Consider the following 14897-nt stretch of genomic DNA (forward strand, 5'->3'; position numbering starts at 1 on the left):
ATCCGGGGTATGAGATTCGTCGAGCTGGCCTCCGTCTCCGCCGACGTCGCGCGGACCCCGGGGCGCAACGCCAAGATCGACCTACTCGCCGACGCGCTGCGGAAGCTGGAGCCTTCCGAGCTCTCGCCGGGCGCCTCCTACCTGTCCGGTGAGCTGCGCCAGCGCCAGACCGGCGTCGGCTATGCGTCGCTGCGGGAGCTGCCACCGCCCGCCGACACCGCCTCCCTGTCCGTCACCGACGTCGACGAGGCCTTCGCCGCCATGTCGCGGCTGTCCGGCAAGGGCTCGCAGGCGGCCCGGCGGCAGGCCGTCGCCGAGCTCTTCGGCGCCGCCACCGAGCCCGAGCGCCGCTTCCTGATCGGCCTGCTCAGCGGCGAGCTGCGGCAGGGCGCCCAGGCCGGCCTCCTCGTCGACGCCGTCGCCCGCGCCTCCGGCGTCCCCATCGCCCAGGTCCGCCGCGCCCTGCTGCTCGCCGGCGACCTGAAGCTCGTGGCCGTCGACGCCCTCACCGGCGGCACCGACGCCCTCGCCGGCTATGCGCTCACCGTCGGCCGCCCGCTCTCCCCGATGCTCGCCCAGAGCGCCGCCACCCCCACCGACGCCCTCGCCGACACGGGCGTCCCCGCCGCCGCCGACACGAAGATCGACGGCGTCCGCATCCAGGTCCACCGCGACGGCGACCAGATCTCGGTCTTCAGCCGCAGCCTCGACGACCTCACCGCCCGCGTCCCCGTGGTCGTCGAGGCCGTCCGCGCCCTCGACGTCACCTCGATCGTCCTCGACGGCGAGGCCGTCGGCGTCGACGACACCGGCCGCGCCGTCCCCTTCCAGGAGACCTCCAGCCGCGCCGCCCGCCGCGACGGCACCGCCGTGCTCCAGCCGTTCTTCTTCGACATCCTGCACCTCGACGGCGCCGACCTGCTCGACGAGCCGGCCTCCGTGCGCTGGGCGGCCCTGGAGCGCGCCGTCCCCGCCGGCCTGCGCGTCGAGCGCACCATGCTCACCTCACCCGACGACGCCGAGCGCGTCTTCGCCGCGGCCGTCGCCGCCGGCCACGAGGGCCTCGTCATCAAGTCCGCCGCCGCCCCCTATGACGTCGGCCGGCGCGGCTCCGCCTGGGTCAAGGTCAAGCCCCGCCATACCCTCGACCTGGTCGTCCTCGCCGTCGAGTGGGGCCACGGCCGCCGCAAGGGCCTGCTGTCCAACCTCCACCTCGGCGCCCGCGACCCCGAGACCGGCGGCTTCGTCATGCTCGGCAAGACCTTCAAGGGCATGACCGACGAGATGCTCCGCTGGCAGACCGACCGCCTGAAGTCCCTCGCCGTCGAAGAGTCCGACTGGGTCGTCAAGGTCCGCCCCGAGCTGGTCGTGGAGATCGCCTTCGACGGCGTCCAGAAATCTCCCCGCTACCCCGGCGGCGTGGCCCTGCGCTTCGCCCGCGTCCTGCGCTACCGCGAGGACAAACGCCCCGAAGACGCCGACACCATCGACGCCGTCCGCGCCATCCACACCTCCACCCACCCCACCGACTCCTGACCCGATCCCCACCCCCACTGACCTCGCCACCCACCCACCTCGCAGCCGGGCGTCCTGGCTCGTGCGCCCTTGCCCCACGGCGTGCGTCCTGCCTCCGCAGGCGGCGTCCTGCCTCCGCGGTCGGCGTCCTACCTCCGCGGGCAGGTTGGGTCGCTGGGGTTCGGGGTCGGGTTAGGTCGTGACGTTGGTGCCGTTCGCGCGGGTGGGCCGCTGTGCTGTCGCCGACGCGGGCAGCCCGGCAGTGGCGCTGGCCTCTGTCGGTGGAGTGTTTGTGCCGCCGGTCTCCGCGGGCGGTGTCCTGCCTCCACGGGCAGGCTGGTCGCCGGGCTCCGGGGTCAGGTTGGGGTCGTGACGTTGCTGTCATTCGCGCCGGTGGACCGTTGTGTGGTCGGGCCGTCGCGGGCAGCCCGGTTGTTGTGTCGGCCTCTGCCAGTAGACCGTTGCGCCGCCAGCCTCCACGGCGGTGTCCCGCCTCCGCGGGCGGGCTGATCGCTGGGCTCCGGGATCGGGTTGGGGTCGTGACGTCGGTGCCGTTCGCGCGGGTGGACCGTTGTGCCGCCGGTCTCCGCGGGCGGTGTTCTGCCTTCGCGGACGGGTTGTGTCGCCGGCCTTCGCGGGCAGGTCGATTGTGGTGCCTATCTCCGTCCGTGGGTCGGTTGTGGGCCGGTCTCTGTGGGTGGGGCGGGTCGTGACGAGCGGGTCTTGGGCTCCGTGACGGGTTGCCCGAGAGTGAGCCAGGGTGGGCTGTGGGTGCCCGGTTGGTGGGTGTGTTGCTCGCCCAGGTGCGAGTGGGGCGGTCGCGTCCACGCAGGTGGTGTACGACGACTCGCCCGCAGGTCTTGGTCGTCGTGACGGCCGACCCAGGGGTGAACCGGGCTGTGCGTGCGTCGAGCGGGGTCCGGGGGTGCCGCGCTGTCGGCTTCTGGACTCGAGCGGGGCGACAGGTCGGCTGCTCGTGATCCCGAACTGTTCTGGTAGTCCTGGATACCGGAACCGCGCGGGATCAATGGCTTGTGGCGCGTGTGGGGGTTATGCGGGGGAGTCCGCGAGGTCGTCGAGGAGGTCTTCGGGTTCGGGGCCTCGGGCTTCCTTGCGGGCGAGGTAGGCGAAACCGAACAGCGTGAGGATGGCCAGGAGCCACCACTGCAGGACGTAGCCGGCGTTCTGCAGGGCGTTCTGCTTCTCGGGGGCTACCGCGGTCAGGCCGGGGGCGGGCTGGTCGGTGCTGATGTAGGCGTTGTACACCGGGTACGGCATCGACGGGGCGAGGGCCGACGGGGTGATGCGGCGGATCTCCAGGCGGCCGTTGACCTCCTTGGGCGGGCCGCCGCGGCTCTCCGAGGGGCGGAGGCGGCCGAGGATGGTCTGCTCGCCGGGCGGGGCGGGAGGGACCGACGGCATGGCGAGGGCGCCTGACTCGGCGGGGGGCACCCAGCCGCGGTCGACGAGCACGGCGGTGCCGTCGGACAGGACCAGCGGGGTGAGTACCTCGAAGCCCACCCGGCCCTCGACGGTGCGGCCGCGGACGAGGATCTCGCGGGACGGGTCGAACTGGCCGGTGACCTGGACGCGGAGCCACTCCGTGTCGGCGTGGGGGGCGGGGCCGGTGGTGCCGGGGGTGCCGGCGGGGCGGGGGACGGCGTCGGTGAGCGGGACCGGGGTGGCCGACGTGCCCGCCGTGATGCGGGCGTTGATCGACGCGCGCTGGTGATAGCGGTCGAGCTGCCAGAGGCCCAGAAGCACCATGACCGTCGCGGCGGCGACGGTCAGCGCGGCGTAGCCGAGCCACCGGGGCGACGCGAGAAACCGGTACACAAGCAAGAACGGTATCCGGTGCGTTCCGGACAGTTGCTGTGGCGCCCACCCGGTATCGTCCGGGACACACGTTTGCCCCAGCGCCAGAGGAGCATCATGAGCACGATCCCGAGGCTGGTGATCAGCGCGCCATCCTCCGGTCACGGCAAGACTGCCGTTTCCGTAGGCCTGCTGTCCGCGCTGTCGGCCCGGGGTTACCGGGCCGCCGGGTTCAAGATCGGTCCGGACCACGTCGACGCCGCGTATCTCGGGCTGGCCGCGGGGCGGCCCGGGCGGAATCTCGATCCGCGGATGATCGGGGCGAAGCGGGTGGGGCCGCTGTTCGCGCACGGGGCCCAGTCGCTGGACATCGCGGTCGTCGAGGGCACGATGGGGCTGTTCGACGGGCTCGCGGGCCGCACCGACAGCGAGTCCACGGCGCAGATCTCCGGCCTGCTGCGGGCGCCCGTGGTCCTGGTCGTGGACGTCGGCGCCATGGGGCAGTCGGTCGCCGCTCTGGTGCATGGCTTCCGGGCGTACGACGAGCTCCTGTGGCTCGGCGGCGTCATCCTCAACCGGGTCGCCTCGTCGCGGCACGAGCAGCTGCTGCGCGAGGCGCTCGACGACATCGGGGTGCCGGTGCTCGGCGCACTGCGCCGCCACGCGCTCACCGACATCGGCGACGCCGGCGCGCCGCTGCCGTCGCGGCACCACGGGGTCGCGCCCGTTGTCCACCACAACCTCGACGCGGTCCGCGCGGTGCGGCGCCTCGGCGAGGTGATCGCGGGCGCCGTCGACATCGACCGGGTGATGGCCCTGGCCCGCTCCGCGCCCCGGCTCACCACCGACCCGTGGAACGCCGCCGAGGAAGTGGCCGCCGCGCGGGTCGCCGAGCCGGCCGTCACGCGCATCGGCCGCCGCCCGGTCATCGGGGTCGCGTTCGCCTACCCGGAGACCGCCGAGCTGCTCACCGCCGCCGGTGCCGAGGTCGTGCCGTTCGACCCGCTGCGCGACGAGGCGCTCCCCGCCGGCGTGGACGGTCTCGTCGTGGGCGGCGCGCTCCCCGAGTCGTACGCGGAGGAGCTCGGCTTCAACACCCGCCTCCGCGCCGCCGTCGCCGCGCACGCCGCCGCCGGCAAGCCGATCGCCGCGGAGGGCACCGGCCTGGTGTGGCTCTGCCGCGACTTCAACGGCCGGCCCATGTGCGGCGTCGTCGACGCCTCGGCCCGCGAGACCGACCTGGTCGTCCTGGGGTACCGGGAAGCGACTGCCCGCAGCTCGTCGGTGCTGCTCCCGGTGGGTGCCCAGGTCGTCGGGCACAAGATGCACCGGACCACGATCAGCCCCCGGGCCGGCCTGCAGGCCGCCTGGACCTGGGCCGGCGGCCCCGCGGAGGGCTTCGTGCACCGCGGCGTCCACGCGTCGTACCTCGGCCTGCACTGGGCCGGCACGCCGTCCATCGCGTCCCGCTTCGTGGCCTCGGCCGGCGCCGCCGCCACGCCGGTGCACGGGCAGTGGACGACACCGAGCACCCATCCGTATGGCCGTCCGTCCGTGGCACCGGCGGCGCAAGCCCCGTCGGGCGGCACGACCCTGCAGTTCCCGGCCGCCCCGGTGAGCGGCACCGCCGCCGTGCCGGCAGCGGCGGACACCGGCGACGCCCGGATCGGCCTGACCAAGCCCGACCCGGCGCGCACCCCGGCCCCGCCCGGCGCGAGCCCCGTCTCCGCACCGGCCGGCTTCGCCCCGTCCGGCCTGGGCACGTCCGGGCTGGGAACGCCCCCGGCCGCCAGCCCCGTGTCGGTCCCCGGCCCGGTCTCGGCACCCGCCGGGTACACCGCCCCGCCGACGACGTACTCGCCGCCCGCTCCGGTGGTCGGCCCGGGCGCGCTCCCGGTGGCGGACGCCGAGGAGCCGCCGACCGCGGCCATCGCGACCCAGGAGCCCCGGCGGCCCCAGTCGCCGATCGCGGCCATCGCGACCCAGGAGCCCCAGCGGCCCCAGCCGCCGGCCGCGGCCGGCGGCGCTCAGGACGAGCAGCACGAAGACCAGGACGGCATCGCGTCGAGCCCGTTCGGCCCCACCAGCCGGGTGGCGGTCGCCCTGGCGTCCGCGAGCCAGACCGCCGGAGCCGAAACCGCGGTGGCGGGCGGCGCCGGAGCGGACACCGCGGCTGCTGAGGCGAGCGTTGGGGTGTCTTCCTCCGCGAACGCGCCCGCGACGGCCTCCGGGCTGCCATCGTCTGGGGTTGTGCCGACGACTGTCTCCGCTCCGCCCATGTCCGTCTCGACCCCACCCGCAGGCACGGCCCCCGGCGACGCCGCCGAGGCCGCCGGATCCGTCGCCGCGTCCAGCCCTGTGTCCGGGCCCGGCGTGGCCGGCGCGGGTGCCGTCGCGGTCGACGCCGTGATCGCGGCCGGCCAGGCCGGCGCCGCCGAGGCCGCCGGATCCGTCGGCGCGTCCGGGCCGGTGTCGACCCCGCCGTCGAGCGCCGGGAGCGGCCACCAGTGGCCGGCCGATCCGGCGACGTCGGCGGCCGTGCCGGTCTCGCCCGCCCCGATGCCGACCGTCGCCGCGCCCGTGTCGGCGGCGCCCGGCGGGATGACGGCGATCCCCGCCGCCGAGCGCCCGGAGGAGGCGCCGACGGCGTACCTGCAGCTGCCGGTCCAGGAGAGCGACCCGGTCTCCGCACCCCCGGCCACGACGCAAGCGCCGCCGGCCACGCCGCAGGCCGTGGTGCAGAGGCCGGCGACCGAGGTGGGCGAGGGGGACGGGCCGCCGACGTCGGGTCCGCCCGCCGGCGGTGCGACGGAGGCCGCCTAGTGTCGACCTGGTCGGTGGCGCTGCGCCGCTTCCCGTTGCTGTCGGTCCAGACGCCCAGGCTCACGGTGCGTCCGCTGTGCGCCGACGACGACAAGCGGGTCGGTGAGATCTTCGCCGACAAGCTCGTCCGGCGGTGGCTGCCGATCGCGCAGGACGACAACAGCGAGTTCGACGGCTACGCCTGGTGCACGGAGCTGGCCGTCGAGCGCCGGGACAGCGGCGCCGGCGACCACTACGGGATCGTGCGGCGTGAGGACGAGCGGCTCGTCGGCTGCCTGTGGACGAAGAACACGGACTGGCTGACCAGGTCGACGGAGATCGCGTACGCGGTGGCCGCCGACGCCCGCGGCTACGGCGTCGCGCCCGAGGCGGTCGACGTACTGGCGCTGTCGCTGCTGCTGGAGCACCGGTTCCAGCGCATCGAGCTGCGGGTCGCCCCCGGCAACGTCGCGTCGCGGCGGGTCGCGGAGAAGGCCGGCTTCACGTACGAGGGGCTCATGCGCAACGCTGGGTCGCTGCACACCGGCCGGGTGGACCTCGAGAGCTGGTCACTGGTCCCGGCCGACATCAGCGGCGGTGCCTGAAAACAAAGGCCAGAAAACAAAGGCCAGCAAAACAAAAAAGGCCAGCAGCGGGCGTCAGCGGCGGTTCTTGAGCACGCGGGGCTTGGCGTTCGTGCCGTGGGCGACGAGATTGCTGGGCGGCGTGAACTGGCGCACGGCGGTGCCGGCGAGCGCGTCGCGCAGCGTCTCGGCGACCGTTTCGCGGGGCTTGCCGGCGTTCGCGGAGCCGACCCGGTGCAGCGGGTTGTCGGGGTCGGCGATGAACCCGGCGATCGTCAGCCCCGGCGTCATGCCGACGAACCACGCGGCCCGGTTGTCGTCCGTCGTGCCTGACTTGCCCGCGACGGGCCGTTGGACCGTCGAGTAGACGCGCGCCGCCGTGCCCGCGCCGCCGCACTCGCCGGTCGCCGCCTTGTACCCCGTGACGCAGCGGGCCGCGTCGATCGCGCCGCGGGCGACGTCCGGCGAGATCACCTGGGCGCAGCGGGGGCGGGCCACCGGTACACCTTGCGCATCCAGGGCCTCGGAGCCGTCCTGCTGCCGGATGGACACGACGGGGATCGGCTCGCAGTGGGTGCCGTCGGCGGCGACCGTGGCGAACGCGCCGGCCATCTCCAGCGGGGTGGTGTCGGCGACGCCCAGGGTGAAGGCGCCCCAGGTCTTCGCCTTCGCGGGGGAGGCCTGCAGCTTGTCGATGCCGGTGCGCCAGTGCAACCCGAGGCGCTCGGCCATGCGGACCGCGGCCTCGGCGCCGACGCGCTGTTCCAGCTGCACGAAGAACGTGTTGACGGACCTGCCGAAGCCCGACCACATGGTGTGCCGGCCGGTCATGGAGGCCGAGGCGTTGGAGGGGCACCAGCTGTCGACGCCGCAGTGCGCCGGGCTGTCGCGGCCCGTCTTGTACTTGGAGACGAACGTCTTCGGCGAGTTGATCGCGGTGTCCAGCGGCATGCCCTGTTCGAGGGCGGCGAGCATCGTGAACATCTTGAACGTCGACCCGGCCTGGTAGCCGGCCATGTCGCCGCCGCCGAGCAGCGGGTTGACGGTGTTCGGGTAGTTGCCGCGGAGGCGTTTGCGCTGGCGCGGGTCGGAGTGCGGGCCGTTGCTGGCGCGGTCGAGGGAGTAGGTGCGGTTCACCGCCATCGCCCGCACGAGCCCGGTGCCGGGTTCGACCGCGACCTGCCCGAGGGCGTAGGCGCTGCGCGTCTTCTCCCGCTTCAGCACCTGCGCCTGCGCGATGTCCTGGACCCGCGGGTCGAGGGAGGTCGTCACGGTGTACCCGCCGCGCCGCAGCCGGTCGAGGCGCTCCTGCGGGTTGGCGCCGAGCCCGGGCTGCGCGGCCCACCAGGACCGGAACATCGCGCAGAAGAAGCCCCAGCCGGCCCGGGTCTCCAGGCAGTCGTTCGGCGGTTCGCTGAGCTTCAGCGCGATCGGGGTGGCGCGCGCGGCGGCGGCGTCGGTGGCGTTGAGGTACCCGAGCTCGGCCATCCGGTCGATGACGTAGTCGCGCCGGGCGGTGGCGGCCGCCGCGTCGGTGGCCGCCGGGTCGTACGAGGACGGCGCCTGCACCAGGCCCGCCAGCAGCGCCGCCTCGGGCACGGTGAGGTCGGCGGGGCGTTTCGAGAAGTACACCTCGGCGGCGGCGAGGACGCCGTAGGCGCGGTGACCGAAGTAGGCGACGTTGAGGTAGCGCTCCAGGATCTCGGTCTTGCTCATGTGCTTCTCGAGCTCGATGGCGAGCTTCATCTCGCGCAGCTTCCGGGCGCCGGTCTGCTCGGTCGCCTCCGACACCTCGGCGGGGGTGTCGGCGCTGTCGCGCAGCACGTTGCGCACGTACTGCATGGTGAGCGTCGACGCGCCCTGCGACACCGAGCCCGCCTTCTGGTTCGCGACGAACGCCCGCGCGACACCCTTGAAGTCGACGCCGTGGTGCTCCCAGAAGCGGGCGTCCTCGGCGGCGACGATCGCCCGTTGCATCGTGGGCGAGATCGTGTCGATGGTGGTGTACGTGCGGTACTCCTCGTAGAACTGGGCGAGGAGGGTCGTGCCGTCGGCGGCGTAGACGTGGCTGGTCTGCGCCGGCAGGGAGGACCGCAGCGCGCCGACCGGCATCGACAGGGCGTCGGTGCCGCGCTTCACGCCCACGCCGGTGAGCGCGACCATGGGATAGACCAGGGCGGCGATCGCGAGCCCGACGATGAGGCCGGTCCGGACGAGGGCCAGGAATCCGCCGGCCACTCGCAGCGTGCGCGCGATCACACCTCCAAGCTAGGACAATTCGCCGTGCCGTACGCGACGATCGCCTGATGCTGCGGTTCCACGGCGATGCCGAGGTCGCGCCCGGTCTGGTCGACCTGGCGGTCAACGTGCGACAGGAGACGCCCCCGTCGTGGCTCACGGAGCCGGTCGCGGCGTCCCTGGCGCACCTCGCGCGGTACCCGGACCGGACGGAGGCGACCGCGGCGATCGCGGCGCGGCACGGCCGGCCGGTGGACGAGGTGCTGCTGACGGCCGGCGCGGCGCAGGCGTTCACGCTGCTCGCTCAGGTGCTGCGCCCCCGGCACGCGGTGGTGGTGCATCCGCAGTTCACCGAGCCGGAGAGCGCGCTGCTGACCGTGGGGCACGCCGTGGACCGGCTGCTGCTGTCGGCCGACGACGGATTCGCACTGAAAAATCCGCCGGAATCGGCCGACCTCGTCATAGTCGGCAACCCCACCAATCCAACCTCATGTCTGCATAAATCCGGACAAATAGCGGGGTGGGTCCGGCCCGGCCGGACGGTCGTCGTCGACGAGGCGTTCGCCGACACCGTCCCGGGCGAGCCCGAGTCGCTCAGCGGCAACCGCGACGTCGTCGTCATCCGCAGCCTGACCAAGACCTGGGGCCTCGCCGGCCTGCGCATCGGCTACGTCCTCGGCCCCCGCGACCTGATCGCCGAGCTCGACCGGCACGCGCCGCTGTGGAGCGTCTCCACCCCCGCCCTTGCCGCCGCCACCGCCTGCGCCTCGCCCCTCGCGGTCCAGACCGAGCGGGCCATCGCCGAGCGGCTCACGGCGGACCGCGACCACCTCGTCGCCGCGCTGCGAGCCGCCGGTGTGGAGATCGCCGGTGTACCGCGCAGCTCGTTCGTCCTGGTCAGGGTCGTCGATGGCGGGCGGGTCCGGCACGCCCTGCGCGGGCACGGGTTCGCGGTGCGACGTGGCGAAACGTTCCCGGGACTGGGCCCGGACTGGTTACGTATTGCGGTGCGGGACACTGCCACGAGTGACGCGTTCGTCGCGGTGTTGTCCAACGTACTGGGAGGGTGACGTGCTCACTGAGACATTTTCTGGGACACTCGCGGCGATCCGGCCGCTCGACGACGAGGCGATCGCGGCGGCCAGGGCGCTGCAGGCCAGGCTGACCAAGCCGCCGGGGTCCCTCGGCGCGCTGGAGATGCTGGCGGTGCGCATGGCGGGCCTCGCCGGCGCCTGCCCGCCCCCCATCCCGCAGCCCGCCGCGCTGGCGATCTTCGCCGGCGACCACGGCGTGCACGCGCAGGGGGTGACGCCGTGGCCGCAGGAGGTCACCGCGCAGATGGTCGCCAACTTCCTGGCCGGTGGCGCGGTCGTCAACGCGTTCGCCCGGCAGTGCGGCGCGAGCGTGACCGTCGTCGACGTCGGCGTGAAGGCGACCCTCGACCCCGCCGACGGCCTGGAGCTGCGCAAGGTCCGCCCCGGCACCCGGGACCTGAGCGCCGGGCCGGCGATGACCCGCGAGGAGGCGCTCCAGGCGATCGAGGTCGGCATCGACATCGCCCAGAAGCTCGTCGACGGCGGCGCGAAGGTGCTGCTGACCGGCGACATGGGCATCGCCAACACCACCCCGTCGGCGGCGCTGATCGCGGCGTTCACGCACGCCGACCCCGCGTCGGTGACCGGGCTGGGCACCGGCATCGACAGCGAGACCCACGCCCGGAAGGTGGCGGTCGTCACGTCCGCGGTCGTCGCGCTGCACGCCGAGGACCCGGTCGACATCCTCGCCGCGGTCGGCGGCCTGGAGCACGCCGCCCTCGTCGGCTACATCCTGCGGGCCGCGGCGCTGCGCGTACCCGTGATCATCGATGGGGTCATCGCCGCGTCCGCGGCCCTCGCCGCCGCCGCGCTCGCCCCGGCCAGCACCTCGGCGATGATCGCCGGGCACCGGTCGGCCGAGCCCGGAGCCGGCGTGGCGCTCGGCTATCTTGAGCTGGAACCGCTCGTCGACCTGGGCCTGCGCCTGGGCGAGGGCACCGGCGCCGTCCTGGCGCTGCCGATCGTGGCCAGTGCTGTCCGCGTGTTGCACGAGGTAGCCACTTTCGACTCAGCTGGAGTAGCCCACAAGTGAACCCATACCCCCTCGGTCTGGTGCTCGACGGCTTGCGTGTCCTGGTGGTCGGCGGCGGTGCCGTGGCCACCAGGCGCGTCCCCGCACTGCTCGACGCCGCCGCGGACGTCGTGCTGGTGTCCCCCCACATCACCCCCGCCCTGCAGGCCCACGTCGACGCGGGCCGGGTCACCTGGCGCGCGCGGCGCTTCGAGCCGGGCGACATCGAGGACGCGTGGCTGGTCCACGTGGCGGTCAGCGACCCCGCCGCGGCCGCCGAGATCAGCGAGCTGGCCGCCGCCCGGCGGGTCTTCTGCGTCCGCGCCGACGACCGGCACGCCGCCACCGCCTGGACCCCCGCGGTGACCCGGCAGGGTCCGGTGACCGTCGCCGTGCTCGGCGGCGGCGACCCCGCCCGTGCCGTCGCCGTCCGTGACGCGATCGGCGAGCACCTCGCGACCGGCTCGATCCTCGCGACCACCCCGCCGGAGGCCGGCCCGGGGCGGGTCGCGCTGGTGGGCTCCGGCCCCGGCGACCCGGAGCTGCTCACGGTCCGCGGCCGCCGGCTTCTCGCGGCCGCCGACGTGGTCGTCATCGACCGGCTCGCCGCCGGCCTGCTGCTCGACGAGCTGCGCCACGACGTCGAGCTGTTCGACGCCTCGAAGATCCCCTACGGCCCGTCCGCCGCGCAGGAGGAGATCAACCGGGTGCTGGTCGACCGTGCCCGGCAGGGCAAGTTCGTCGTCCGGCTCAAGGGCGGCGACCCGTATGTCTTCGGACGTGGCGGTGAAGAGCTTCTGGCCTGTGTCGCGGCCGGTGTACCGGTGAGCGTCGTCCCCGGGATCAGCAGCTCCATCGCGGTGCCCGCCGCGGCCGGCATCCCGATCACCCACCGGGGGCTGGCGCACGAGTTCACCGTCGTCTCCGGCCATCTGGCGCCGGCGCACCCCGAGTCGCTGGTGGACTGGGCGGCCCTCGCGCGGCTGCGCGGCACGCTGAGCATCCTGATGGGCCTGAAGAACCTGCCGGCGATCGCCGCCGTCCTCCAGGAGCACGGCCGCGCGCCCGACACCCCGGTCGCGGTGATCCAGGAGGGCACGACCCGCGACCAGAAGGTCGTGCGCGCGCGGCTCTCCACGGTCGCCGACGCGGTGAAGGAGGCGGCGCTGCGCCCGCCGGCCGTGATCGTCGTCGGCCCGGTCGTCGACGCCCTCGCGACGTGAAAAGGGGGCGCCCGTCTGGGCGCCCCCTTTCAGATGCACGACGTCAGGAGCGGTCGAGCTCCAGGGCGCAGCGGATCAGGCCCAGGTGCGAGTAGGCCTGCGGGTGGTTGCCCAGGGCCCGCTCGGTCAGCGGGTCGTACTCCTCCGGCAGCAGGCCCGTCGGGCCGGCACACTCGATGAACTGGGCGAAGAGCTCCTCCGCGTCCGCCCGGCGGCCGGTGCGCAGGTACGCCTCGATCATCCAGGTCGTGCACAGGTGGAAGCCGCCCTCGACGCCCGGCAGCCCGTCGTCCCAGCGGTACCGGTACACCGTGGGACCCTCCCGCAGGTCGGCCTCGACCGCCAGGACGGTGGCGAGGAACCGCGGGTCGTCGTCGGCGAGCAGCCCCGACAGGCCGATCCACAGCACCGACGCGTCCATCTCGTCGTAGCCGTACGCGACGGTGTAGGCGCCGAGCTTCTCGTCCCAGCCCTTGTCGAGCACGTTCTCGGCGATCGTGGAGCGCAGCGGCCCCCACGACTCCGGCACGGGACGGCCGACCCGCTCGAAGAGCTGGATGCCGCGGTCCACGGTCATCCAGCACATGACCTTCGAGTAGACGTAGTGCCGGGGCCGCCGGCGCGCCTCCCAGATGCCGTGGTCGGGCTCGTGCCAGCGCCGCTCGACGGCCTCGACCATCTGCTCCATGAGGGCGAAGTCGCCGTCCTCCGGCGGGCGCAGCTCGGCGAGCGTGGTGACCAGGTCGGCGACCGGGCCGAACACGTCGAGCTGCACCTGGCCGTTGGCCGCGTTGCCGACCCGCACCGGGCGGGAGCCCGCGTAGCCGGGCAGCGCCTCGATGACGGCCTCCGGCCCGAGCTCCGTGCCGTCGAGGTTGTACAGCGGGTGCAGCCGCTCCGGGTGCCCGTCGGTGTTGTCGGCGACCTTCAGCGTCCACTTCAGCAGCGACTCGGCCTCCTCGGTCGAGCCGAGGTCGACGAGCGCCTTGGCGGTCAGCGAGGCGTCGCGCAGCCAGCAGTACCGGTAGTCCCAGTTGCGCGACCCGCCGACCTCCTCCGGCAGCGACGACGTCGCCGCGGCCAGGATCGCGCCGGTCGGCTTGTGCCACAGGCCGCGTAGCGTCAGCGCGCTGCGCCGGACCAGGTCGCGGGCGACCGACGGCAGCTTCAGCGCGTCGGACCAGTCCCGCCACGCGGCCTCCGCGGCGATCTGCCGCTCCTCGAGCTGCACCCGCGGCGGCTCGATCGAGTCGGTGCCCAGCCGCAGCTCCAGCATGGCGCTGCCGCCGGCGGCGGCGAGGTCGACGGTGGCCCGGGCCAGGTCGCTGTGGCCGTCGGAGCTGATCTCCCACTCGATGCCGGGGGAGTAGAGCACCATCGGCTCGTTGGAGCCGAGCACCAGCAGGCCGTCGTCGCCGAGCGGCTGCAGGCGGATGTGCACCTGGCCGAAGTCGGGCCGGGGCACGAAGTCGACCCGGGCCCGGGAGCTGCCCGACAGCACCCGCATCAGCGAGTTGCCCGTGCGGTGGTGGTCGAGCCAGTCGGTGACGGTGAGGCCCGACCAGCGGGTCTCCACGGTCATCGTGCCCGGGCGGTACCGCTGACCCAGCGGGATCCCGCCCTTCTCCGGCTGGACCGTGAAGTGCCCCGCGGCGGTGTCGCCGAGCAGGTCGGCGAAGACCGCGCCGGAGTCCGGCTTCGGGTGGCACAGCCAGGTGACCCGGGCGGCCGGCGTGAGCAGCGCGACGGTGTGCGTGTTGGAGAGCATCGAGTGCCGCTCGATCGGCACCGCCTGCTCGCCGAAGAGCCAGCGCCGCCGGGTGTGCAGCAGCAGCTCCAGCACGCCCACGGCCGCCTCGGCGTCGGGGATGCTGAAGCGGGCCAGCGTCTCGGTGCCGCCGTCGACGGAGCCGACCCTGATGCCCAGGTCGGGGCCGTGCAGGTGGGCGAACGCCTTCTCGTCGGTCGCGTCGTCACCGAGGTACACGATGGCGCTCGCCGACACCTGCATCCGCAGGGCGTCGACCGCGAGGCCCTTGTCGGTCGGCACCACCGACAGCTCGATGACCTCCTTGCCGGTGGTCACCTCGATGTCGGGCCACAGCGCCGCACCGCTGCGGACCGCGTCGAAGACCCGCCCGGCGACGTCGCGCGGTGCCGCGCGGGTGTGCACCGCGACGCTGGCCGGTTTGGCCTCCAGGCGCACGCCCGGCTGGTCGCGGCAGATCGCGGTGAGCGCCGCGTGCAGCTCCGCGCGGCGCTGCTGGCGCTCCGGCGGCAGCTCGTCGATGTAGCCGACGTCGAACTCGGAGCCGTGGCTGCCGACCAGCCGCACCTCGGCCGGCAGGCGCGAGAGTGCGGCGAGGTCGCGCAGCGCGCGGCCCGAGATCACGCCGACGGTCGTCTGTGGCAACGAGGACAACGCGCGGACGGCCGCTACGGATTCTGGGCTGGGGGTCGCCTTCGTAGGGTCGGCGACGATGGGGGCGAGAGTGCCGTCGTAGTCACATGCCACCAGAAGGTTCGGCACGCGGGCGACGCGCAGCACCGCCGCGCGGAGGTCCGGGTCGAGCGAGAGGACGCTGCCTGTCGCCGAGTTTTGGTTCATGTCCGG

At 74.0% G+C, this 14897-nt stretch carries 9 protein-coding genes; 6 read left to right on the forward strand and 3 right to left on the reverse strand.

The window, feature by feature from the left end; all coding sequences use genetic code 11:
* The first annotated feature begins 9 nt into the window (after positions 1 to 9).
* The gene (locus ABZ321_RS14390) at positions 10 to 1536 is read left to right on the forward strand and encodes an ATP-dependent DNA ligase (protein ID WP_354891194.1); all 1527 of its coding nucleotides are present in this window, start codon (positions 10 to 12) and stop codon (positions 1534 to 1536) included.
* Between the two features lie 1029 nt (positions 1537 to 2565).
* On the opposite strand, the gene ABZ321_RS14395 is transcribed toward ABZ321_RS14390, so the two are convergent.
* Positions 2566 to 3351, reverse strand: a complete 786-nt coding sequence (locus ABZ321_RS14395; protein WP_354891195.1) for an SURF1 family protein — start codon at positions 3349 to 3351, stop codon at positions 2566 to 2568.
* A 96-nt stretch (positions 3352 to 3447) separates the two neighbouring features.
* Between ABZ321_RS14395 and ABZ321_RS14400 the strand changes: the two genes are divergently transcribed.
* Positions 3448 to 6153, forward strand: a complete 2706-nt coding sequence (locus ABZ321_RS14400) for a cobyrinate a,c-diamide synthase (protein ID WP_354891196.1) — start codon at positions 3448 to 3450, stop codon at positions 6151 to 6153.
* Positions 6153 to 6737: a GNAT family N-acetyltransferase gene (locus ABZ321_RS14405; RefSeq protein ID WP_344512011.1), complete on the forward strand. Its 585-nt coding sequence runs from the start codon at positions 6153 to 6155 to the stop codon at positions 6735 to 6737. Before ABZ321_RS14400 ends, ABZ321_RS14405 begins: the two co-directional genes overlap by 1 nt.
* Before the next feature lie 54 nt (positions 6738 to 6791).
* On the opposite strand, the gene ABZ321_RS14410 is transcribed toward ABZ321_RS14405, so the two are convergent.
* Positions 6792 to 8879, reverse strand: coding sequence for a transglycosylase domain-containing protein (locus tag ABZ321_RS14410; protein WP_354891439.1), 2088 nt, complete (start codon positions 8877 to 8879; stop codon positions 6792 to 6794).
* A gap of 113 nt (positions 8880 to 8992) precedes the next feature.
* Between ABZ321_RS14410 and cobC the strand changes: the two genes are divergently transcribed.
* From cobC to cobA, 3 genes are read left to right on the forward strand one after another with little or no spacing between them, the layout of a single operon-like run.
* Positions 8993 to 10024, forward strand: coding sequence for an Rv2231c family pyridoxal phosphate-dependent protein CobC (gene cobC, locus ABZ321_RS14415; RefSeq protein ID WP_344512082.1), 1032 nt, complete (start codon positions 8993 to 8995; stop codon positions 10022 to 10024).
* Position 10025: 1 nt separating this feature from the next.
* A complete protein-coding gene (cobT, locus tag ABZ321_RS14420; RefSeq protein WP_354891197.1) occupies positions 10026 to 11081 on the forward strand; it encodes a nicotinate-nucleotide--dimethylbenzimidazole phosphoribosyltransferase in 1056 nt (351 codons plus the stop codon).
* Entirely contained in the window at positions 11078 to 12283 is a 1206-nt protein-coding gene (gene cobA / locus ABZ321_RS14425) for a uroporphyrinogen-III C-methyltransferase (protein ID WP_344512007.1), read from the forward strand. The genes cobT and cobA overlap by 4 nt, the downstream gene beginning before the upstream one ends.
* Positions 12284 to 12326: 43 nt before the next feature.
* On the opposite strand, the gene otsB is transcribed toward cobA, so the two are convergent.
* Positions 12327 to 14891, reverse strand: a complete 2565-nt coding sequence (gene otsB / locus ABZ321_RS14430; RefSeq protein WP_354891198.1) for a trehalose-phosphatase — start codon at positions 14889 to 14891, stop codon at positions 12327 to 12329.
* Between the last annotated feature and the right edge of the window lie 6 nt (positions 14892 to 14897).

Source organism: Dactylosporangium sp. NPDC006015 (genome assembly GCF_040614215.1).
In the GTDB taxonomy this organism is placed as follows: domain Bacteria; phylum Actinomycetota; class Actinomycetes; order Mycobacteriales; family Micromonosporaceae; genus Dactylosporangium; species Dactylosporangium maewongense.